The 19632-nt window shown below is 61.4% G+C and carries 27 protein-coding genes; all 27 read right to left on the reverse strand.

Annotated features, from left to right (window positions below; all coding sequences use genetic code 11):
• Positions 1–5: 5 nt before the first annotated feature.
• Positions 6–902 carry a hypothetical protein gene (locus O3W47_RS06390; RefSeq protein WP_269313256.1) on the reverse strand — a complete coding sequence of 299 codons (897 nt, stop codon included), beginning with the start codon at positions 900–902 and terminating at the stop codon, positions 6–8.
• A gap of 94 nt (positions 903–996) precedes the next feature.
• Positions 997–1122 carry a hypothetical protein gene (locus O3W47_RS06395; RefSeq protein ID WP_269313257.1) on the reverse strand — a complete coding sequence of 42 codons (126 nt, stop codon included), beginning with the start codon at positions 1120–1122 and terminating at the stop codon, positions 997–999.
• On the reverse strand, positions 1119–1712 hold the full coding sequence (locus O3W47_RS06400; protein ID WP_269313258.1) for a DUF4376 domain-containing protein: 594 nt from the start codon (positions 1710–1712) through the stop codon (positions 1119–1121). Before O3W47_RS06400 ends, O3W47_RS06395 begins: the two co-directional genes overlap by 4 nt.
• A gap of 9 nt (positions 1713–1721) precedes the next feature.
• Complete coding sequence (locus O3W47_RS06405) at positions 1722–2372, reverse strand: hypothetical protein (protein WP_269313259.1); 651 nt, start codon at positions 2370–2372, stop codon at positions 1722–1724.
• On the reverse strand, positions 2351–2950 hold the full coding sequence (locus O3W47_RS06410; protein ID WP_269313260.1) for a DUF2793 domain-containing protein: 600 nt from the start codon (positions 2948–2950) through the stop codon (positions 2351–2353). Before O3W47_RS06410 ends, O3W47_RS06405 begins: the two co-directional genes overlap by 22 nt.
• Positions 2950–3546, reverse strand: coding sequence for a YmfQ family protein (locus O3W47_RS06415; RefSeq protein ID WP_269313261.1), 597 nt, complete (start codon positions 3544–3546; stop codon positions 2950–2952). The genes O3W47_RS06410 and O3W47_RS06415 overlap by 1 nt, the downstream gene beginning before the upstream one ends.
• Before the next feature lie 14 nt (positions 3547–3560).
• On the reverse strand, positions 3561–4700 hold the full coding sequence (locus tag O3W47_RS06420) for a baseplate J/gp47 family protein (RefSeq protein WP_269313262.1): 1140 nt from the start codon (positions 4698–4700) through the stop codon (positions 3561–3563).
• Positions 4700–5164 carry a phage GP46 family protein gene (locus tag O3W47_RS06425; protein WP_269313263.1) on the reverse strand — a complete coding sequence of 155 codons (465 nt, stop codon included), beginning with the start codon at positions 5162–5164 and terminating at the stop codon, positions 4700–4702. The genes O3W47_RS06420 and O3W47_RS06425 overlap by 1 nt, the downstream gene beginning before the upstream one ends.
• Positions 5165–5218: 54 nt before the next feature.
• Positions 5219–5734 (reverse strand): phage baseplate assembly protein domain-containing protein, encoded by a 516-nt coding sequence (locus tag O3W47_RS06430; RefSeq protein WP_269313264.1) that lies wholly within the window; start codon positions 5732–5734, stop codon positions 5219–5221.
• Positions 5731–6933, reverse strand: coding sequence for a phage baseplate assembly protein (locus tag O3W47_RS06435; protein WP_269313265.1), 1203 nt, complete (start codon positions 6931–6933; stop codon positions 5731–5733). The genes O3W47_RS06430 and O3W47_RS06435 overlap by 4 nt, the downstream gene beginning before the upstream one ends.
• A complete protein-coding gene (locus tag O3W47_RS06440; RefSeq protein ID WP_269313266.1) occupies positions 6933–8177 on the reverse strand; it encodes a DNA circularization N-terminal domain-containing protein in 1245 nt (414 codons plus the stop codon). Before O3W47_RS06440 ends, O3W47_RS06435 begins: the two co-directional genes overlap by 1 nt.
• Positions 8177–10564: a phage tail tape measure protein gene (locus tag O3W47_RS06445; RefSeq protein WP_269313267.1), complete on the reverse strand. Its 2388-nt coding sequence runs from the start codon at positions 10562–10564 to the stop codon at positions 8177–8179. Before O3W47_RS06445 ends, O3W47_RS06440 begins: the two co-directional genes overlap by 1 nt.
• Before the next feature lie 215 nt (positions 10565–10779).
• The gene (locus O3W47_RS06450; RefSeq protein ID WP_269313268.1) at positions 10780–11250 is read right to left on the reverse strand and encodes a hypothetical protein; all 471 of its coding nucleotides are present in this window, start codon (positions 11248–11250) and stop codon (positions 10780–10782) included.
• Positions 11250–11612: a phage tail tube protein gene (locus O3W47_RS06455; RefSeq protein ID WP_080866977.1), complete on the reverse strand. Its 363-nt coding sequence runs from the start codon at positions 11610–11612 to the stop codon at positions 11250–11252. Before O3W47_RS06455 ends, O3W47_RS06450 begins: the two co-directional genes overlap by 1 nt.
• A gap of 16 nt (positions 11613–11628) precedes the next feature.
• On the reverse strand, positions 11629–13116 hold the full coding sequence (locus O3W47_RS06460) for a phage tail protein (protein WP_269313269.1): 1488 nt from the start codon (positions 13114–13116) through the stop codon (positions 11629–11631).
• Entirely contained in the window at positions 13116–13391 is a 276-nt protein-coding gene (locus O3W47_RS06465; protein ID WP_269313270.1) for a DUF2635 domain-containing protein, read from the reverse strand. Before O3W47_RS06465 ends, O3W47_RS06460 begins: the two co-directional genes overlap by 1 nt.
• A gap of 8 nt (positions 13392–13399) precedes the next feature.
• Positions 13400–13606: a hypothetical protein gene (locus O3W47_RS06470; RefSeq protein WP_269313271.1), complete on the reverse strand. Its 207-nt coding sequence runs from the start codon at positions 13604–13606 to the stop codon at positions 13400–13402.
• Positions 13603–13977: a hypothetical protein gene (locus O3W47_RS06475; RefSeq protein WP_269313272.1), complete on the reverse strand. Its 375-nt coding sequence runs from the start codon at positions 13975–13977 to the stop codon at positions 13603–13605. The genes O3W47_RS06470 and O3W47_RS06475 overlap by 4 nt, the downstream gene beginning before the upstream one ends.
• Positions 13977–14414 carry a gp436 family protein gene (locus tag O3W47_RS06480; RefSeq protein ID WP_269313273.1) on the reverse strand — a complete coding sequence of 146 codons (438 nt, stop codon included), beginning with the start codon at positions 14412–14414 and terminating at the stop codon, positions 13977–13979. The genes O3W47_RS06475 and O3W47_RS06480 overlap by 1 nt, the downstream gene beginning before the upstream one ends.
• Positions 14390–14740 carry a hypothetical protein gene (locus O3W47_RS06485; RefSeq protein ID WP_269313274.1) on the reverse strand — a complete coding sequence of 117 codons (351 nt, stop codon included), beginning with the start codon at positions 14738–14740 and terminating at the stop codon, positions 14390–14392. The genes O3W47_RS06480 and O3W47_RS06485 overlap by 25 nt, the downstream gene beginning before the upstream one ends.
• Positions 14741–14884: 144 nt before the next feature.
• Positions 14885–15355: a hypothetical protein gene (locus O3W47_RS06490; RefSeq protein WP_142780706.1), complete on the reverse strand. Its 471-nt coding sequence runs from the start codon at positions 15353–15355 to the stop codon at positions 14885–14887.
• Positions 15356–15479: 124 nt separating this feature from the next.
• Positions 15480–16373, reverse strand: a complete 894-nt coding sequence (locus O3W47_RS06495; RefSeq protein ID WP_080866970.1) for a Mu-like prophage major head subunit gpT family protein — start codon at positions 16371–16373, stop codon at positions 15480–15482.
• Between the two features lie 9 nt (positions 16374–16382).
• Positions 16383–16772, reverse strand: coding sequence for a hypothetical protein (locus tag O3W47_RS06500; protein ID WP_080866969.1), 390 nt, complete (start codon positions 16770–16772; stop codon positions 16383–16385).
• A gap of 1 nt (position 16773) precedes the next feature.
• Complete coding sequence (locus O3W47_RS06505; RefSeq protein WP_269313275.1) at positions 16774–17856, reverse strand: phage protease; 1083 nt, start codon at positions 17854–17856, stop codon at positions 16774–16776.
• Positions 17857–17883: 27 nt separating this feature from the next.
• Positions 17884–18438, reverse strand: a complete 555-nt coding sequence (locus tag O3W47_RS06510) for a phage virion morphogenesis protein (RefSeq protein ID WP_269313276.1) — start codon at positions 18436–18438, stop codon at positions 17884–17886.
• Between the two features lie 10 nt (positions 18439–18448).
• Positions 18449–19024, reverse strand: a complete 576-nt coding sequence (locus O3W47_RS06515; protein ID WP_269313277.1) for a hypothetical protein — start codon at positions 19022–19024, stop codon at positions 18449–18451.
• 5 nt (positions 19025–19029) lie between these two features.
• Positions 19030–19533: a phage head morphogenesis protein gene (locus O3W47_RS06520; protein WP_269313278.1), complete on the reverse strand. Its 504-nt coding sequence runs from the start codon at positions 19531–19533 to the stop codon at positions 19030–19032.
• Between the last annotated feature and the right edge of the window lie 99 nt (positions 19534–19632).

Consider the following 19632-nt stretch of genomic DNA (forward strand, 5'->3'; position numbering starts at 1 on the left):
TGAAATCAATTGCCGGCTTCAAGCGCAGCAATGCGTTCTGCCAGATTTTTCATGCTCCCGTACTTGGAGATCACGTCACCGTCCGGCGTGATGATGACAAGGTTTTCGGTGTTCTGCGCGTTCGTAACCCTGATGCCACTCGGCCCCGCCTGGACAACCAGATGACCGTCGAAGTACTGGTCGCGGTAAATGGCGGCATCATGTTTTCCGTTCTGCCTGAACGTGATCCTGTTTTGAGGCGATACGATCATTGCAGAATCAGAGAAGGATGAGCCTCGGAAATCTATGCCGAAGGCGGCTTGCTGGTGGCCGACGCCGATAACGGTTCCATCAGCCGAGATGCTCTCCGGAGAAATCGTCAGGCCATTTTGCCAGCGACCTTTGCCGTTGCCTTCCGTCAGGACTTCGAGGGCGTTCGTATTCCGCCCACCGAAACCGACCACCTGAATGCCGACTTTTGAATGGTTCGGGTAGACGCCATCGAGGCCGGCATTAAGAACATCGACTTCAAGGCCGATCAACTGGCTATCCTGCGATTGACCGCCGGAGCGGGCCGAGAAGAAACCGCCCCAAACCCTCGCGTTGTTGACGACCGCTGACGCGTCACCCCAGATGCCCACGGCGTTCGTGTTGGGACGTTTAGAAATGACCTCGCCAATAAAGGTTTGGTAATGCTCAAGCGGCGGCCCATCTTCCAAAAGATGGGAAACACCTGCGTATTGGCCGACAGGCCGGCCACCGAACTGATGGTAACCGTAGGTCGATTGATCCATCACTGAACAGCGTGGATGTGCGCCACCGCACAGGAATTTTCCTGTCGCGTTCGTCTCCAACTCCTGGGCGGTTGCAGCGCTCCCCCAAATTCCGGCGACTACGATGGCGAGTATGCCAAAAAACTTCATTTCATGTGCTCCCTCAGATTGAAAAGTTATCAGCAAATTGCGGGCTGTTGGTCAACCGCAAGTGTATTTCGCGCGCCGCTTCAACGGCGCGTGGTCAAACAATCCGGACGTGATTGACGATGAAAAAGATGAGCCACCCCGCCCCGCCAAGGAGGGCGATGACGCCGCAGATGAGGCCGAAAATGGCTAGGTAGAAAATCGCGGTCATGTCGGGGATCATTCTGCATCTCCTGTCCAGGAGATGGCGGTGATGTCTTCGAGCGTCTCCGCCGCCATGAGCTGTTGCGTCAACGTATCGAGTTTCGTCTGGCAAGCGACGACGTGGGCTTTACCTGCCCGGCCAGCGGCAATGATTTGCGATGCTGTGTGAGCACGAAAAGCCCATACCCCGGAGGCGTCTGCGCACCAGAACGGCGTCGTCCATCCTTCTGGGTTACTCGGAATTAGCGCATCCGTGACACTGCCCATCATGTTCAGTTGAGCCGTCACGTCCGATGGATAGGTATGCACTGACCCAAGGGCATCAGAGTCGTAGTCGCCGACGATGGCAGCACCACAACATGCTTGCAGCGTGGCCAACACGTAATCGCGCGCTTCTTCGAGCGCAGGGGCCGCGTTTAACGCGTCGAGAAGCTCGGCTACTGTCGGCTGGGTCACGTTGAGCGCGTCCAGAGCTTCGTCCCAAAAGGTGATTACAGGCTCATCATCGACGATCGCGAGCGCGACAAGTCCACCGTTTGGCTTTTGGAACGACCAGAAATCCAGATCACCGCCCGCCGCCAGATAACGCTTATAGATGAGTTTCAGCATAGGTAGCCCTCACTGTGTCCGGAGAATAGTCATTGAGGCGGCGGCGATGTTCCCGCTGGTGAAGGTGCCTCCAGAGGAAATGGCTTCAAGGCCGGTGAGGATCAAAGTGTCGCCTGCCGCTACGTCGATTGCTCCCGAACCGGTGATGTAGCTTGTGACGGGTGAGCCAGCGATCAGCGTTTTATCGTCGCCAAACTGGCAAACAGTGATCTGTCCGCCCGTGCCGTTATTCTTGACGATTGAGCCGAGCGAAGAAACGAACTGCCCTGTCGGTGTTCCGGTCACGCTGATCTGCATGCGTCCCGTTATCGTGTAGCGACCAGCCTGTGTGAATGTGAACACGGACCCCGCGATCGTACCGAATTGACTTGCTGAAGCGGACGTTGCCCATGGCACGGCCTGTGCCACGTTGTTCAGCGTCAAGGCTGTGTTCAGTGATGAAACGACGTTCTGGTACCCGCCAACGCCGGTCAGGGTGCTGGGATTAGGGTTGGTCAGAATGGCAGTATTATTAAAGATGATGAACCGAGCGAGCTTGGGGATTTCGCCGCCCGTCAACGCGGTTCCGTCCGCGAGAGTGATTGGGATCGCGCCCAGCCCGTTGATGTTGAGGGTAGCCGCAGCTGTGTTGCTGTTTACTACCCGGAGATTGACGGACATGCCGTCCAAGTAGGCGGGGGAGTTGGCGTCAGCAAAGCCGTCAACACATTGGCGGTGCCACCGGCCACCGCGTAACGCCACTTGTCGGATTGGGCATCAAGCGCCAGCTTTTCGACGTATGTGCCGGCGACACGCTCGAATACGCGACCATCGGGGAGACTGACGCCGTGGCCGTCCGTAGGCGTCATGTAGGTCCAGGCGGAGCCTGTCCATTCCGCAATCTTGCCTACGTTGCCCGCCCAGATGCCGGTCGCGCCGGTCGGGATCAAGTAGGCATCGCCCGCTGCCGGTGCGCCTGGCGCACTCGAAAGCGTCATGGAATTGACCGTGAGCCATCGCCGGCTGCGACTGCCGGACGCAAGCCCAAAGATTTGCAGGGCCTGCCAGAGCTGCGTCCAGTCGCCTTCGCTCGGGACGAGGCCAGCTTCGGTCACGACCTTCAGGATTTCTTCCTGCGCCATGTTGAGCCACAAGGCGGTGACGACGGTGCCTGCCGTTCCGGTCACAAGGTTTTCGTCGCGGAAGCCACGCCGGCCGCCGCCAATATCGATAGTGTCAGCGCCATTGATGCGATCCATCAGGCTTCTCCGTACTTGAAAACAAGGGTGGTATGGGCGGGCTTGTAGCGGCGCAGAACGCACTCAATCGCCGAGACTTCGAACGAACCGAGACGATGGCCGGCACGGCTTGCACCTGCCCGAAACTTCGTGACTGTCACGACGCCTGGAATGTTGACGCGCCAGACAAATTGCGAACCGTCGGGCCGCAACCTTTGGCCCGCACGCAGGACGCCGGCTCGGCTCGGCCAGAATTCCTCAATCGTAATCGTCACGCCGAGGGCGGCGGCAACCGATACGAAATAAGGGATCGACTGCCCGCCTCGTGCCGTCCAGCGCTGGAAGGCGAGCTGGCGGCGCTGCTGCACCGTCAATCCGTCCTTATCGCGCCCGCAAGGGTCTGGACCAAGGCACCGCTCGAAGTCCGAAAGCAGCTTGTCCGCGAGACGCGGATCCGTTTCGTTCATCATCGCTTCGGCAGCAGCTTCCGCGTCTGCGATGGCCTCGGCGATCGCGCCGAGGATGACGCCCATGACGCCGCCGCGATAACGGAGCGCCCAGCCGATCGGCAACTTCGAAAACAGACTTTGAAGGATCGTTGAAGAGGTCCTGGACATGTCTTAAAACCCCCTCAATCCAGCCAGGTGATTTCGGTGGCGATCGGGCATTCCTTGGTGCCGAGCGTGTATCTGGCGGCAGGGATGGTCAGATCGTGCGAATATTCACCATCGGCGGCCGAGATGGCTTCCGAGATACGTGAAGGCTCGATGGTCGCGCCGATCGGGCTTTCGTTCTCCATGTCGTCTTCGTCGCCGATGGTGGCAATGAAGCGATCATAGGCAAGCTGCACCGCTGCCCTGGTCAAAGCGCCATCCGGACGAAGGCGCACGCTCACCGGCACCTCGACCAGCTCGGCCGCAACGGGGATAACGCGGGCGGTGACGGGCCTGACGCCTGTCTGGCTACCCTGAGCGCCGATGTAGTTGCCGATTGCGGTCAGCTCCAGTTCGGTGGGGATGCGGGGCGTGCCGTCGTCATTCTTCAGGGCGATGACAAGGCCCACAGAGCCGCGACCGATCCAGTCCTCTACGACTTTTACGGCGTAGACGCTGACGACGTTGCCCACCCATGACTGATAGTCCTGAGAGGAGCCGCCCATCGGTGGCTCGCGGATGCGCTGAAGATAGCGCACCTGGACTTCTTCCGGCTCTTCGTCATCAGCGCCGCCCGCGAAGGCGGTAGAGACCGTGACCTTCGAAATCTCCGGATATGCGGCAAGCGTCGAAAGCTGGACACCGCTCTCCAGGTTGCCGGCGCTGCCGGCGGTGACCGCTTGGGCCGTGACGGTAACGGTGCCACCGGCAGCGATCGTGCCGCCCGAGGTGGTCACGTATGTGTTGGTGGCCGTCGATGTCAGCACGATGCCCGAGGCCAGAACGGTTCCGGCCACACCTTCGATCGTGACGGAACCGACTGCCTTTGTCGCGGGACGCGGCTCGACGCCCCAGATTGAGGCATGGCGAAGGATCATGGTTTCGTCGTCGGCGCTGTCCGGCATCCACTGCCGCGCCCACCATGCGATATGGTCGTGCGTCTCGCGCACTTCCGGGGCCACCGCGCTCCAGATGACGGCGAACATGCCGCGCGCCGAACGGACGGCGCGGGAAATCGCTTTCACATCCGCTTCGGGGTAAATGCCGAGCAGGATCACTTCAGAGGCGGCAGCAAGGCGGGAAAAGATCGATTTCGCGGCAGGGACAGGCCAGACCATTACGCCACCTTCCGCGTCAGTTCGAGCGTGACATCCTCGACCAGGACACGATAGGCGAGTACGCCATCACGCAGCCACCAAACCTCGATTTCTGCCGGCGTTCCGGTATCGGTCTCGGCCCAGCCGAGGCCTTCGGCGAGGTAATATTCGGCGAGCTGGCGCGTGGTCTCGGTTTCCTTGGCGCGCTCCAGCAACCACATCTTGCAGCCCGCCATGTCGCCGGCAGCGTTGAGACCATCGAGAAGCGCGCCACGGCGTTCGGAGAAGGAAACCGGGGCCAGAAACTGCGACCGGCCTTCCGGCAGTTCATCGTCCGGAGAGGCGCGGCGATCGAGGCCGACCGAAAGCAGGATCGGCGTCACCGGCGTTTCATCGATGACCAGGTTGAATTCGTCATCGAGCACCAGATCGCAGCAGCGCCGCGTGGCGTCATAGGTCAGGGCAAGGTCGAAAAATCCGGTCATGGCGCGAAATTATCGCGCGCGCGCAAGCCTGATCAGGCCCGCCACGGCGGGCGGTCAGCCACCGACAGGCACGTCACTAATGCCACCTCCTGGCACAACACCCGTGTGTTTGTGCGTCTTGTCGATCACGACGCCGTCGTGCTTGATGCTGCCACCATTGACGTTCAGCCCGGTGGCATCCAGCGTCATCGTCACGCCGCTCACCTTGAAGGTGATGGAACTGGCGGCCTGCACCTCGATACCGCCGCTCGCCTTGACGATCATGCGATCGCCGAACTTGTTGCCGATACCGACATCGCCCTTGCTCAAGCCACCGATGCGTTGCGATGGATTGGCGAGTGGCAGGATGACCATATCGCCTTCGTCGCCGCCGATCGCCAGCGCGACACCGACTGCGCCGTCATCGTCGGGAACCGAGAGCAGGCCATAGGGCAGCATGACTTCGAGATCATCGCGCCAGACGCCTTCCGCCACCTCGGCCGAGGCCGTCTGCATCTGGCCATCATCCTTGATGTCTTTCACTGTGACGCGACGGATCAGGCCGCGCACCTTGTTGACGATCTCGCTCATAGGGCCTCCGCCGTGCCGTCCAGCGGGTCGGAACTCTTTTTCGCGGTCTTGCCCTTTCCGGCCTTGTCTGTCCGGCGCTTGCCCACCGGCTCCTTGTCGAAGGCCTCGGCCGAGCAAACGGAAATATCCGTGGTGATTTCGTCTGCCTCGGAATAACGGACAGCGGAAATCAGCAGATCGCGCTCGATGCCGAGGAAGGCATCGGAAACGGGAACCACCTGGTTAACCGTCCAGAGCTGCCCGTTCACCTCGTGGCCCTTGACCGTGTAGGTCTGCTCGTCACCCTCGGCGCGGGACGTGCGATTGCGCCAGTCGGCTTCGTCCTGGGCGCTGACCGCGCCCGCCTTGCTGCGGGCAAGATGGACAACCGGGCGATACCGTCTGATTTCGTCATCATCCGCCCTGCCGGTCGCGACAGTTCCCTTGCGCTCGCGCTCGCGGGCCGAACCATCGCCGTCATCGCGGCTGTCCGCGCCGATCGGCTCGGCCGTGGCATCGAGGGCGGCGGCGCTGCGGGCTTTGCCGGACCGTTCCGACTGGCCGCGCACCACGGTCTTGCTGAAGCGGTTCGCCGTGCTTTCGGTAGCCCGAACCGCCATCACGTTGCCTGGAAGAGTAATCCCATCGGGCGCACGCGTCTTACCCGTTCGGGTGATAACGATGTTGCCGACACCATCCGAAAGGATCAGGACGCTTCGTTGTCTCGAACCTTTCTCGATCGCGGAAAAGGCGGTCTCGCCAAGGTCGATCGAATAACGGTCGAAGGTCTCGCCGGTGTCCACTTCCGTCCGGACCTTCAGGCCGAACGGCTCGGCAATCTTGGAGGCTGCGGCCTCCAGCTTGACGCCCTTCAGCTCGGCGGGACCTTCCGCCAGCGCCGAGCAATCGATTAGATCGCCGGTCTTGTCCCGGCCGGAGATCGTTACGGATGCATTACCGTCGCTGACATCATAGGCCACCTCTTCGACGTGACCGAGCAACACCGTGCGTTTGCCGATCATGATCTTTGCCTGCATCTGGGTTCGAAGACGTGGCAGTTTCGGCATCGAGGCGAAAGGGAACGTCCCTTCGGACGCCTCGCCATCACGAAAGGTGAAGCTGAAGCTGCCGGAAAAGTCCTTCAGGTCGCGGGTGACTTCGCCCGATGTCCACTGATTATAGGCCGTGCCATCGAGAAAAAGCCTGATGCTTTTGGCCATCAACCGCGCTCCAGGAACTCGATGTCGCCGGCCGGCAATTGCGCCGGATGCGATGGATAATTTCGGGCGACAATATCGGCATAAACGGTTTCGAGCAGCGCCGGGGTATCGCCGGACAGATGCTGGGCGACCAGCCATGCGTCGGCATCGCGATTGACCGACAGGCGGCGCACGGACGGCAGGCGGCCGATCACCTCGTTGAGATCGGAGACGATTGCGGCCGTCAGCGATCGCGCAGCAGACGAGAGCGCCGAACTGGCGGCCTGCATCGTGTCGGGCGACTGCTGCTCGACCTGGTCAACGAGCGAGGCGAGCGCCGAGGTCATGGCGGCGCGGTAACGGAGCGCTTCCTGCCGCGACACGAAATCCGCATAGGAGGATTGCTCGGCCGTCGCCGCGAGGAACTGTCCGGCCGCACCGGCCAGCAACAGGGCGTCTATCGCGGAAGGTGCCTTGCCCGCTTCCGTCAGCAGTCCCGATGCGACGGAAAGGCCGGCGCTCATCAGCGCCTGGGCGCTGGGCGTCGCGGCTACCATTGTCGTCGCAGGTGCCACAGCCGGAACTTCGATCGTCTGGGCAATGACAGACGCGGCCGAGCTGGCCCATGTGTCGAATCCAACAGGCGAGGATGGTGACGACGCTTCCAGCGCCGAGCGTATCTGGCTGACGGCCGAGCGTGCGTCTGGACGCGCCGTGATGGAATCGGCGACAGAAGACGTGACGCGCCGGCTGCGAATGGTAGCTGCGGTTCTGGCGCTGGAAATGACCGTCAGCGCGATCGAGGCGGCAAGCGAGGTCACGGCGCTGGTGAAGCTTACGAGCGCCGAGGGCAGAAGGCCACCGGAGAAACCGGATATGGAAGACGACGGCGCGCGCTTGAACCGGGCCGAAACCCGGATAACCCGCAGTTCCCGTTCCGAGAAGCGGATTTGCGCCGGCTCTTCCATGATGACCTGCATCGGGCCAAGCCATGGGTGAATGAGCAATGCAGGACCGGGCGTCTCGAAGGCTTTGGCGAGGAGCTGCGCACGGGTGCGGTAATCGTCACCGACATAAAGCGCCTCGATACTGATGCCAGAGGGACCAACGCCGAAATCGTCATAGGCGGCGGGATCGACACCCGGAAACAGGTATTCGAGAACCCGCCGTCCATGGTCGCTCGACACATCGACGATGGAGAGCGGAATGCCGCGATAAACACCCGGCAGCAATCCTTCAGCGGCATTGAGGCTGTCGAGAAGCATCAGGGCCTCCCGACAGCGCGGCCGGTGTTGACGTTCGGCGACGGCGACGTGACGGTCGTTGTCTGGCCGACAACCTTGCCGGGGCCTTCGACAACAACCTTCGCTTCGGTGTTGACGTTGAGCTGCTGTGGTGCTGCCGGCGCGGTTGGCGACGCCTGTGCCGGCAGGACACCATTCTGGTTGGCGGGCAGCACGCTGTTTCGACCAAAGCGCGTCATGTTGCGCTGGCCCGAAACACCGAGCGCATTCGAGACGCTCTCAATGCTGAGCGCGTTCTGCACTCTCTCTAGCGCCGACGCGACGCTGTTCCAGGCCTCGGCTATGCCTTGGGGCACAAGGGCGCTCCAGTCGATGCCGCGATTGATCGCTTCCACCAGCGAGGCGATACCGTTCACGACCCACTCAATGGCTTTCGCAACGTCTTCCAGGACCATGACGGCCGCCAGCACTGTCTTGCCGGCCAGATCACCGAGGAACGACATGATGCCGGAAAGCATGCCGGTTATCTTGCCGCCTTCGCCGAGGCCGACAAGCTCACGGATTGCTGTTCCGAGACGATAAAAGCCGGTGGCAATGCCGCCGATCGCCCTGACCGCTCCACCGGCCGATTGTCCGATCGGCTCCAGCCAGTTCGCAAAACCGGAGCCGAAATCCCGGATCATTCCCCAGGCGGTGGCAATGCCATTCAACGCGGTATCGAGGACGCGGAACGCGCCGAGCTGAACATCGCTGATCGTCAGGCCGGAGAAATCGAACTGTAGATCGAGGCCGCGCATGAAGCCGGACACGAAGGTCTTCAGGTTCTGCCAGCCCGCCGTCACGTCCTGAAGCGCTCTGCCGAGGCCAGAACGGATGATCGGACCGAAGCGGTTGACGATCGCTGTCCCGACCGTCATGGCGTCGGCGTAGGCCTTGCCCATGCGGGTCCACAGTTGCGACAGGCGCGGCGCGTAGCTTGACCAGTTGCGATAGACGTAGACGCCAGCGGCCGCGATGCCGGCGAGCGCGATGCCCACCGGGCTGAACAGCGCGGCCAGAACCGACAGACCCGCGCCGATCGCGGGCAAGACCACGCCGAGGACACCCAAACCGGCCGCCGCCAGGACAGCCACGCCAGCAAAGGCGAGGCCCTGCTTGACCATGCCGCCTGTCGCCGTGTCCAGCTCACGCAACCATTTAAGGCCATCCATCAGATAGCCATTGATCGCCGGCATCCAGGTGCCGAATGCGAGGCCCACTTCGCGGGACGCCTGCGTGCCGATTTCGCGGAAGATGGTGAGCTGCCGATTGAGGCCCTCCATCTGGGTTTCGAAGTCGCCATCGATGGCGCTGCCGGTGGCCTTGGCCACCTCATCCTTGATCGACTTGTATTCGTCGATGTTGCCAAGCATCGGGATCAGGAAGTCCATCACCTGCATGTCGGAGAACAGCTCGCCAAGTTTGCCAGCGCCATAAATCTTTTCGAGCTGCTCGCGCACGGATGCCAGTGCGTCGGCGTCGGACATGCCGGCATCCTTCGCCTTCCTCATCAGGCCCTGAATTTCCTTGCTGGAGACGCCGGTCAGCTTCGTGATCTTCTGCACCACGGCTTCGATCGGGTTGATGCCTTTCGTAACCGCATCCTGCATCACGCCCTGGATATCGACGCCCATGTCGGCAAAGTTCTTGACCGTGGTCGGCGCAAGCACTTTCGACAGGAAGTTTTTCAGGTTGTTGGCGGCCTCGGCCGGATCGGACGTTCCCTTGCGGGCGATCTGGAGGGCAGTGCCGAGGAAGTTGATGGCCTCGCGGCCGGTCACGCCGAACTTCGCCATCTGCCCGGTGAGCGTCGGGAAATAACGCGACATGTCCTTCAGCTCGAAGGAGCCGAGCTTGCCCGCCGTCACCAGCGCCCCGAGGGCATCATCCAGTTGGTCGGCCGGGAGCTTCAGCGTGGTCAGAAGCGACGTGGCGACGGACGCCATGTCGTTCATCTCGGCATTGGCGGCGGTGGCGGCTCGGCTGATCGATCCGATCGAGCGGTCTACCAGCCCGTTATCGACGCCGGCGGCGATCATCTGCCCCGCGCCTCGTGCAACGGTATCGGAAAGCTGACCGACATCGAGGGCGAGCTGCTCGAATTTCGCTTTTGACTGATCGACGAACGCAAACGCCGCCTGTCCCGTCAGATTTGACGTTCCGGCTATGTCGATCAACTGCTGCTGGAAAGCTGCGGCCTCCTGCATGGGGCCGAGGAAGGAAATGCCGGCAACCGCTGCGCCGACAATACCGATCTTGCGGGCGGCGCTGGAGATGCCGTCAAGCGCGCCTCTAAGGCCGCGTAAAGGCCCGCTCAAGAGGTCCTTGAGGCGGACAATGACATCAAGGTTCATGTTCCGGTTGGCCATGCGCGCGCCGCTCCAATCTGGCGGCAAAATATCGCGCGCACGCGAGCCAATTCAGGCCCGCCTCAACGGGCGGTGCCTGAATTATCCTTGAGCGAGGTCGTTCACATGTTTTCGGTATGCCTGGATGCAGTTCCACCACATCCTTACCTGATCGATCGTCATGTCGCCGATCTCGGCCGCGCTGAAGCCGGAGCCGTCAGCGAGGCCGCCGAGCATTATCGGCCAGTCGTCCGACCACTCGTCAAAAAATGGTTGAGCACCCGGCCGGCGTCGGTGATGTCTTCGAGGTCGAGCTTTTCATAGAGCTTGTCCATGACCATCTGCGACAAACGTGTCGAGCAGGAAAAGGCGACAGACACCTGTTTTGCGTCGGACGCACTGGCGATGCGCTGCTGATCCGCACCGCGCAAACGATGAAAAGTGAGAGCGTCAAACTTGTCCTCCCACGTTTTGCCTTCCTTTTTGCGTCCGATGACCTGTGGATACAGCAGTGGTAGCGTAACCGAGCCATCCGCGTTCTGCACGGCACGCTCCGGAAGTCTGTCCCGTGGGTCAGCGTCTTCATCGACGAAGTCGGAACGTCCGGTCACACCTTCGTCCACAATGTCGGTGGTAGCAGCGGTTCCGATACCGTTCGTTTCGTCCTCGTCCAGGTCAATGGTGATGTTTTTGCTGGTGCCGCCCATCAGAGAATTTCCTCGGGCGCGGATGCCGCCCACTTGAGTTCGATCTTGCCGCCTTCGCCGCCGGTCATCTCGGGAATATCATCCACGAGGAAGGCATCATTGAAGACATACGTCTGGCCGGTGTCGCAAAGCACCTGCAGTTCACCTTCGCCGGGGTCCCAGAGGTTGCCCCAGCGCTGGCCCTTTTCGAGGTTGGTGGTGGCGGTGACCTGCGAACCCTGAAACTCCTGGGCGCGACCGACCTTGCGGCCGTAGGTCACTGCGTTGTTCTTGATGCCGCCGATGCGCAGTTTTGCGCCCTTCTCGACGGGGAGGTTTCGCCCCCGCCAGACAATATCGACGATGCCCAATACTTGTGTCATCGCTTAAAAGCTCCTGTTAAACCTGAAACTCGATCCGGCCGGCAAACACCATGAGGTTGCCGACGATCTCCACCTGCTGCCGGCTTTCCAGCCGGTTGCGGTCATCTGTGGACCGCTCGAAGACGCTTTCCCTGACGGTGCGCTGCACGTCCTCGATCCAGACCTTTTCGCCATAGAGCGAGCACCGGGCCGCCCAGGAGGCCGCCATGCGCTTCGGGGTGACTACCGCCGTGCCGGGGTCCTGGTCATCGTCATGGCGAGAAGCGAATGCGCCGGCGCTTTCGTCATCGACCAGCTTGGAGCGGGGATACATCAGGCCGACATAAGCGGACCAGTCGTAGCGGATACGGCTCATGGTGACGGGCACCATGATATCCAGCCAGGCGCGATCGGCGATGTCGAGCGTCGTCTTCTTGTAGGTCGTGATCATGCGCGAGATCGTGACCGAGCCGTCAGACAGGCAGTCGAAGGTCGAAATGCCGTTGCGCAGCAGCAGATCGTTTTCCTCATCAAGGAACTGATCCGCTTCGTCCGGAGCCTCGACACCGGGCAGCACGAGGGAGCGCAACTGGCGGGCCGGGTCGTTTGTCAGATGGAACGATGCGATACCAAGCGCCGAGGCCGCGATCGCCCAGGACGGCGTCGGGCTTCTCTTCAGGCCGGCGTTCGTCAGGAAAGCCGAGTTGGTGAGATTGCCGAAGGTGGTCAACTGACCATAGGTGCCACCCTTGAACACGAAGCCATGGCAATCGAGCTTCGAGGTCGCGATATACCGGATGCGCAACCACTCGGCTGTTTTGGCAAGGTTGGTCGCATCCGCCCAGGGATGCGTGATCTTGGTTGCCCAGGTGCTGGCGAGAAGGTCGAGCGCCGGCTGCACGTCCGGATTACCGGAACCGCCCGCCATAGCGACGACGGCGCAGGTGAGACCGGCCGGAAGCGGCTGCACTTTCGTATCGACGCGCAGGTCGATCTCATTGCCGACCTCACCGCCGTGGCGGGCCGTGACGGTGACGACGGCTGCGGCGGCCACTGCGGTCGCGACCATGTCGAGATCGGCATTGATGGCAGCGGCAAGTTTTGTCGCCAGCGCTGCCGGCGCGTCGCCGGACAGTGCGGTCATGCGAACCTGCCGGCCACCGATCTTGAAGCGCAGCACGACGGAGCTGCTCGGGGAACCGGCGAAGGTAAAGGTGCCGGTTGCCTTCACGGCGTCCTCATCGTCGGCAAGGCCGATGACAAAAAGCGGCGTGTTGCGGTTCGCCTTCTTGAAGTACGCGACCTGCTCAGCGCCAATCGAACCCCGACCGAAGAGAGCGACGGCCTGATCGGCACGGGTGATTTCCTGAATGACACCGGCGGCAAGCGTTCCGGTGGCAAGCTTGGGACCGATGATGAAGACCTTTTCCGGCCAGGGCAGGATGCCGACATTGCGATAGTTCGGCACGATCTCCATCAGGGTCGCGGGTTCGAGGCGATCGACGGGGATTTCGTTGAAATCCATTACTTGTCTCCTTCAGACTTCTTCGCCGTGGACCTTTTGGTCTCGGTGACGGTTTCGGCCGGTTCCTCGATCTGGGTGAACTGCGGCGGATCGGATGGTGCGGGCGTTTCGAGATCGGCCGTACCTGCGGGTTTCTCGATCAGATCGCTGTCAGCGATACGCCGGCGCGTGAAATGCGTGTTCGGGTCAGGCAAGCCTTCCTTCGGCCATTCGGAGCCGTCCGGAAGGTGGACCGTGCGGCCCTCGGCCGCGATGAGTGTTTTCGTGGTGGCCATGGCCGGGGTTACTCCTGGGGTGGTTGAACTTCGTCGGAGACGGTTTCGGGCGAGCCGTTCACGGACCATGTGACGCCAAGCGCCTCAAAGTCCTCGGGCTGCATCTTTCCGGTCGCAGCGGCGCGGGTTGCGAAGCTGAAGGTGAAATCGAGCTGGGCAATCGCGACATTGTCGTCAGTCCAGCCATCGGCAATGACGCTGTTGATCAGCGTCACATTGGTGACCCCTGATCCTCGAAGCTGACACCCTGAAGCAGGACCGATGCGACATCGACCATGGCATCCATGCCGATGTCGTATTTGTCGCCCTTAAAGCGCGCTTCAAGGCCACTCGAAACGCTGTTTATGAGGATCAGCCGCCAAAGCATGTTGCCCTTCAGCATCCGGCCATTGTCAGGGTCCGGCTTCATGCCCGTCCAGGCAAGGCCGATGAACGGCGACAGTTTGACGACGCGCTTGAACTCACCGAGGCTGAGAACCTGCGGCACGCGCTCGATCGTGAAAGGGTTCTTCGGAAAGGCAATCCGGAGCCGCTCAATGATAAGCGGCTCCTGGTTGCGGATCGGCATCAGGGGAAAGCTGTCCATCAGAAGCCCCGCAACGCGTCGAACGTGACGATGCGGTCACGGTCGGAAATGCGCGGGCCGGAACCGACCGCGTTGCCGCCTGTCGGCGATGCCAGTTGAATGTCCAGGTGCACGATTTCCTTAGCGACATTCTCCAGCCACTTGATGACCTCGGCGCGGCCCTTGGCCATTTCTTCCGAAGGGCTGGACCGTTCGGTATCGGCCAGATCGTAGCGGGCGAGGATGCAGGTCGCGCGCACCACATCCTGCGGCGGGTTTGCGATCGGCGTCAGGTAGCGGCCGCGAATGTAGCTGTTGATCAGCTCGGTGGCGTCGGTCAGCGCGGTGTTGACCTTTTCCACGTCCGGCGTCTCGGCTTCACGGTCTTCCGGATTGGACAGGCGCACGATCTGCACCTCTCCAAAGCGGGCGATCATGTCGGTGACGGCGGCGTACATGGCAAAGTCTCCAGTTGGGGAAAGGGCCGGCCCGAAGGCCAGCCCCGGAACGTCAGTTCGATCAGCAGTAAATCCAGCGGCGGTAGTGCAGAGACTGTCCGCTGGTCAGCCAGCTTTCGCGGTAAATGTCCTTCAGCTTGCCGATTACCTTGAAACTGGAGACCTTCGGCAGGGCGAGACGCGCCCAGAGGAAAGCGGCTGGCTTGAGCCACGGCGTGCACCACGAAGCGCACGAGGTTGAGGGCGAAGACGACAGTGCCCCTGGCAAAGGTCGAAAAGGCCGTGAGGCAGGCGAAGAAAGCGAGGCTGAAATAACGTCGTGTCATGCGGTTTCCTCTTGGGTTGGCGTCAGGGTTTTGCCGCTGTTGCCGATGGCCTCTTGCGAGCCTCGTGCCATCGGAGGGCTTCGGGGCGATCGGTCCGGCGTGCTGATCCGGTCCTCCCGCTCCTCGCGGCGCTCCCGTCAGGGATTACTTCTTCTCTTTGCCGCCCTCCGAGGCGGCGATGGTCTTCGTCATGTCTGCAATCGTCGCGACGTGACCTTTGATCGTTTCGCCGTCTTTTTTGATGTGCGCTTCGAGATCACCAACGCGCTCCTCGGCTTTCTTCAATTTCTTGCCGAGAGCGTCGATCGCATTGTCGTGCTCCGCCTTAGTGTCTGCGAGCTTTTCGGCGACGGCGTCGGAAACAGCCTGGTTAAAGCTGAGCTGAAGCTTCTGGCGCTCGATCTCGACGCGGGCGTTTACCGCCTGCTCAATGTCGGCGCTGGAAACTGCGACTGTGCTGCCGGCGACCTCCTGGACGATGAAGGCGGGGTCGGCGCGAAAAGCTTCAAGCTCGGTATCGGTCCATCTGCCGGGTTCATAGAGTGCCTGAGCAGGATGCTCGACACCGTTGCGGCGGATGCCCGGTTTCGAGCAGATGATCTGGATTTTCGACATGTGTGGTTCCTTGGGCTTCGGGTTTCGGGAAAGCGGCAGTTGCGGCCGTTTTCCGGAAACCCGCCAGCAATCGGGAGGATGACTGCTGGCGGTGCGGTCGAGCGGCGGATCAGCGCCCGGCCGGTTACGCGAGATGCGGGATGACGACGACGCTTGCGGTCTTCGCCCAGACGTTGGTGTCACCACCATTGATCAGGGCAGCTTCGACAATCTTGCGGGCCGTTGCTTCGAGCACAGGCGGCACGAGCAGCTTGACGGGTCGGATCGCCTGTATCTGTCCATCTTTTCTGCGGATGGACTGCATGGCGGTACGGGCAGCATCATAGTTTTCCTGCGTCAGCTCGGCCTTCGACTTGTAGGCGAACTGCCACATGCCGAAACCCGCGTTGCCGCGTGTGTCGGCGCCCCAGATATATTCGGCACGCCAGAAGACGTTCGGGTCTTTTTCGTCGAACATCTGGGTCAGTTTGATCTTCTTACGGTCCTGCCAGATCATCGGCTTGATGACCTGCGTATCGTCGATCAGGTACCAGGCCGGCTGCGCACCCGCGGTATAGTTCGACACCGAAATCTGATTGCCCTGCTCATTGTAGCCGGGATGGTCGGTATCGAAGTAATACTGTCCATCATAGCAAGTGACGGTCTCGCCCTTCTTGAACAGAGGCCAAACGAGAGTATCGGGGAACGATTTGCCGTCCTGGCCGAATTGTGCGGCCATGGGTGTGAATATGCCGACCTGATCGTCTTCGATCTGTTTGCGCTTGATCTTGATCGTTTTCTCGAAGTCGCGGTTAACGATCTGATAGAGAGACGCACCGACATCATGGGCAACACGATCGCCGATCCATTCGCGGAACCCGGGCAAGTCGTCCAGGCGCGGATACTGATTGGCGAAGGTCGTAGACGTGACCGTCATGGCGATGGTCTCGTAAAACGCGGGCGTGGCGGCCATCGCCTGGTTAAAGATGGTCGAAAGCGAGGTGTAGATGCCCCGCAAATTGGAGATCGTGATATCCATCGTGGTTCCTTAGAGGGGCTTGAGCCAGACACCGTCGGCGTCAATGGCATGGAGGATGCCGGCCGGCAGCAACGCGCCAGCAGCGAGCGTGAAGGTGTCATCGGCCGAGGCGTAAACGGTCTTGCCGATATCGGCGGCGGTGGCACCGGCCAGTGTGATGGCAGTGACATCCTTCTTCGCGTTGATCAGGCGGTCACCGGTCGCGCCGTCGCGGTTATCGACGTTTTCTTCCGCGAAACCGATCAGGGCGACGCAGGAGGCATGACCGGCAGGGACGGCCGCGAGCGCGGCGGTCACGCCGATATAGGTGCCGCCGAAGATGCGGACGCCGGCGAGAACGGGATAACCATAGGCATCGCCGTTGCGGGTCTTGCGGCGAATGTCAGCGGTAGCTGCCATGTCACATATCCTTTCCGAAGAGCGCCTTGTGCTCTTTCTTGAAGGCTTCCTGATCGACGCCCATCAGGGCAGCGACGGTAAGCTCATCATTCGTTGCGGTTTCACCCTCGGCGGGCGGCTGACGGCCGCCGAGGCCGCCGGCGTTGAGCGACGGCATAACCTTCAGCTCCGCTTCGACTTCGGTCGGGTTTTTCATGTGGCGGGCGATGAAGTGCTCACGCAGGGACGGCACGATCTGCATCTTGGCGATGGCGGCATCGACGACGGTGGTGGCCTTTTCCTTTGCGGAATCGGTGATCAGCGTTTCGACACGGGTATTGAGCGCCTTGATCTCGTTTTTCAGGGTGGCGTTTTCCTGCTCGATGCCCGAGGCAGGCTTCGTTTTCGCCTGAAGGGCGGTCACCAACGCGTCAGCGCCGACAGTCACTTCGACGCCGGCGACTTCCGCCAGCTTCGACATCAAGGCCGCATGCGCGGTCTGGGCAGAGTGAGCCGCAGTGAGGGCCGCAAGGATCGCGGCCTCATCTGCGGTTTCCGGCAGGCCAAGCGCCTTCCGGAGAGCTTCCAAATCCATGGTGGTCTCCAAATTTTGAGAGTGAAGCGATTTCAGGTTGAGGTTGGGATCGTTGGTCAGCGCCACGCGCAGCAGCTTGTGAACCGCAAAGGGAGCCTTGGCACTGTGGGTGAAAACCGGGGAAATGTAGCCGTAGGCTTTGCCCTGCATCATGGCGAGACCGTCGGGCGTCCACTCGACCTTTGCCCAGACACCATCGTCACGGCGCTCAAGTGCTGTGAGCCAGCCACGGGCAGGCGCGGAAAAACCCTGCTTTGCCGCAAGGTCGGTCGAATGGTTCTCATCGACCGGCAATTTCTTACCCTCGGCATTGAAAGCCGAGATCAGGGCGTCGGCATTGTCCAGGACGTAAGGCCCGCGACCATCCACGCCGGAGAAACGGCCGGTCGGCAGAACATGCAGCCATTCGGGCACTACGGCGGCCGATTGCAGGGCGACAATATGGGTCGAGACCGGCACAGCCGACGCCGAATGAAGTGCAACAACAGTGGTCGAGATCAGGTTTCGCATGGTCCGGATATGCCATGCGGGCAAAATTCAATTCATGCCTGCGCCTGCGGGCGGGCCTGAAGGAAGGAGAATTTCAGCGGGGGAATAGCGGTCCACAAAACCGAAGACGGTTTCGGCGATCATCGCTTCGTCATCCGACGATATACCGAGGAAGGGACGTGCGGGCAAGGTAACACTGTCGGCTTTGATAAGGTTCCCGCCGATCCGGAACCGGAGATGCGTTGCCCGAACCGGCACGATCGTCGCGCCGAACTGGTGAGGGGCAGCGTAAATGACATCGGTGCCAACAAGCACCTCGTCATTGCTTGCCCTGGCATTGATGCTGTTCCGCAGCCGGCCGCTTTCGGTCAGGATGCGGGAATTGCGCTTGTCCTCGGCATATCCCGTGTTCAACGCCTGCCACGCCTGGCCGTCCGGATCGGTCTGGGTGACGAAGCGCATATGGGTCGAGCCGACAAGACCGACGCCGATCGCACGCATGACAGGCGTCGTGTCCGTCATCAGGCCTTCGAGCTGGCGGAAGCCGCGCCGGACTTCCGAATCGAGAACCTGTGCCGTGATCGAGACCGATGCGCCGCTCATGCCGAACGCCTCACTGCCAGCCGGAGCCGAAAGCGTCGGTCAGATCGGAACGGCTGACGCGCTGGAGCGATGTCATGTAAACGGTCTTTCGATCAACCTTCATGACGATATCGACATCGGCGCGGTAGAAGACGCCATCATGTTCGCCGACGAAGGCAGCTCGGCCGCGATTGTCGCGAAGCAGCTTTCCGGACTGGACGAGCTGGCCTGGAATGACGCCGATGGTGTCGGGCGTCAGAGCTTCAGCTACTTGCGCCTGGCTGCGGATGGTGTCAGCCGTCAGGCGGATTTCCGTGCCGGCGGCGACATCGAGGGCGGCACCCGTCGCCTTGTTCGCCGTCGCAACCGGCGTCCAGGCACCATCGGGCCATTTCCCCTTCAGAGCCGATTGAACGAAGGCCGCGACCTGCACCTGGTCGGCGCTAACAGCGACCGGACCAGGTGCGGTTTGCGTCAGCCAGGCAGCGCCGGGATTGTAGGCAAAGGACGGATCGATGCCCCGCGGCTGATCCGTGCCGAGCTGGTCAAGGTTCGGCGGGGTGTCGGGCTTGGATTTGCCGAGGCGACGAAGACCAGGACGAGACACCGGCGTCACGAAGCAACCGCACCGGTAGCCGTTCGGGGATACATTTTCGCCCAGACAGGATCGGTCGCTTCATAGCAGTCGCCATCCCATGCCTTGTGCTCCAGGCGCGGATGCAGTGCGCCGGAATGATTGTACATCCAGTACGGGAACGCTTCGAGCGTCTCCGGGGCCGTCATCTGGGCGTAGCGGCCGGCCGCGTAAGCGGTGCTGAGATTGGTTTCGAAGATCAGGCGGGAGCGCCAGCCGCGTGAACCATTGTATTGCCAGCCATGGCGCGCGACGATCGCGTCGAAGTCGGCGCGGAAATCTTCCAGCGTCAGGCCCTGTTCGGCGGCCTTGATAATCGCCGCCTGAAAATCCTCGACCAGCGCCTTCTTGTTTGCGCCGGCCACCATGAACATCTTCGAATGGGCCGCGTCCCAGACATCACGATGGCTTTCGGTCGGGACTGCGGTTTTCTGGCGAAGGAAGTCGATCGCCTCATCAAACGGCAGATTGATCGCGCCCACCGTCGTCGCCATCAGAGCGACGACCAATGGCTTGAAAATTGAAGGTGGTTTAAAGGCCGTGGAAGCGTTTTTCGGGCCTGAAGCTACGGATGCCGCAAA

Source organism: Agrobacterium sp. LMR679 (assembly GCF_027157905.1).
GTDB classification, from domain to species: domain Bacteria; phylum Pseudomonadota; class Alphaproteobacteria; order Rhizobiales; family Rhizobiaceae; genus Agrobacterium; species Agrobacterium leguminum.

What these genes read in the sequence shown, in the direction of transcription:
- O3W47_RS06400 (WP_269313258.1), bottom strand. Translation starts at nt 1,712, where the DNA reads ATGCTGAAACTCATCTATAAGCGTTATCTGGCGGCGGGCGGTGATCTG.
- O3W47_RS06465 (WP_269313270.1), bottom strand. Translation starts at nt 13,391, where the DNA reads ATGGCCACCACGAAAACACTCATCGCGGCCGAGGGCCGCACGGTCCAC.
- O3W47_RS06480 (WP_269313273.1), bottom strand. Translation starts at nt 14,414, where the DNA reads ATGTACGCCGCCGTCACCGACATGATCGCCCGCTTTGGAGAGGTGCAG.
- O3W47_RS06410 (WP_269313260.1), bottom strand. Translation starts at nt 2,950, where the DNA reads ATGGATCGCATCAATGGCGCTGACACTATCGATATTGGCGGCGGCCGG.
- O3W47_RS06460 (WP_269313269.1), bottom strand. Translation starts at nt 13,116, where the DNA reads ATGGATTTCAACGAAATCCCCGTCGATCGCCTCGAACCCGCGACCCTG.
- O3W47_RS06395 (WP_269313257.1), bottom strand. Translation starts at nt 1,122, where the DNA reads ATGATCCCCGACATGACCGCGATTTTCTACCTAGCCATTTTCGGCCTC.
- O3W47_RS06450 (WP_269313268.1), bottom strand. Translation starts at nt 11,250, where the DNA reads ATGGGCGGCACCAGCAAAAACATCACCATTGACCTGGACGAGGACGAA.
- O3W47_RS06445 (WP_269313267.1), bottom strand. Translation starts at nt 10,564, where the DNA reads ATGGCCAACCGGAACATGAACCTTGATGTCATTGTCCGCCTCAAGGAC.
- O3W47_RS06500 (WP_080866969.1), bottom strand. Translation starts at nt 16,772, where the DNA reads ATGGCAGCTACCGCTGACATTCGCCGCAAGACCCGCAACGGCGATGCC.
- O3W47_RS06415 (WP_269313261.1), bottom strand. Translation starts at nt 3,546, where the DNA reads ATGTCCAGGACCTCTTCAACGATCCTTCAAAGTCTGTTTTCGAAGTTG.
- O3W47_RS06475 (WP_269313272.1), bottom strand. Translation starts at nt 13,977, where the DNA reads ATGGACAGCTTTCCCCTGATGCCGATCCGCAACCAGGAGCCGCTTATC.
- O3W47_RS06495 (WP_080866970.1), bottom strand. Translation starts at nt 16,373, where the DNA reads ATGGATATCACGATCTCCAATTTGCGGGGCATCTACACCTCGCTTTCG.
- O3W47_RS06435 (WP_269313265.1), bottom strand. Translation starts at nt 6,933, where the DNA reads ATGGCCAAAAGCATCAGGCTTTTTCTCGATGGCACGGCCTATAATCAG.
- O3W47_RS06390 (WP_269313256.1), bottom strand. Translation starts at nt 902, where the DNA reads ATGAAGTTTTTTGGCATACTCGCCATCGTAGTCGCCGGAATTTGGGGG.
- O3W47_RS06405 (WP_269313259.1), bottom strand. Translation starts at nt 2,372, where the DNA reads ATGTCCGTCAATCTCCGGGTAGTAAACAGCAACACAGCTGCGGCTACC.
- O3W47_RS06505 (WP_269313275.1), bottom strand. Translation starts at nt 17,856, where the DNA reads ATGCGAAACCTGATCTCGACCACTGTTGTTGCACTTCATTCGGCGTCG.
- O3W47_RS06485 (WP_269313274.1), bottom strand. Translation starts at nt 14,740, where the DNA reads ATGACACGACGTTATTTCAGCCTCGCTTTCTTCGCCTGCCTCACGGCC.
- O3W47_RS06510 (WP_269313276.1), bottom strand. Translation starts at nt 18,438, where the DNA reads ATGAGCGGCGCATCGGTCTCGATCACGGCACAGGTTCTCGATTCGGAA.
- O3W47_RS06490 (WP_142780706.1), bottom strand. Translation starts at nt 15,355, where the DNA reads ATGTCGAAAATCCAGATCATCTGCTCGAAACCGGGCATCCGCCGCAAC.
- O3W47_RS06455 (WP_080866977.1), bottom strand. Translation starts at nt 11,612, where the DNA reads ATGACACAAGTATTGGGCATCGTCGATATTGTCTGGCGGGGGCGAAAC.
- O3W47_RS06425 (WP_269313263.1), bottom strand. Translation starts at nt 5,164, where the DNA reads ATGACCGGATTTTTCGACCTTGCCCTGACCTATGACGCCACGCGGCGC.
- O3W47_RS06430 (WP_269313264.1), bottom strand. Translation starts at nt 5,734, where the DNA reads ATGAGCGAGATCGTCAACAAGGTGCGCGGCCTGATCCGTCGCGTCACA.
- O3W47_RS06440 (WP_269313266.1), bottom strand. Translation starts at nt 8,177, where the DNA reads ATGCTTCTCGACAGCCTCAATGCCGCTGAAGGATTGCTGCCGGGTGTT.
- O3W47_RS06420 (WP_269313262.1), bottom strand. Translation starts at nt 4,700, where the DNA reads ATGGTCTGGCCTGTCCCTGCCGCGAAATCGATCTTTTCCCGCCTTGCT.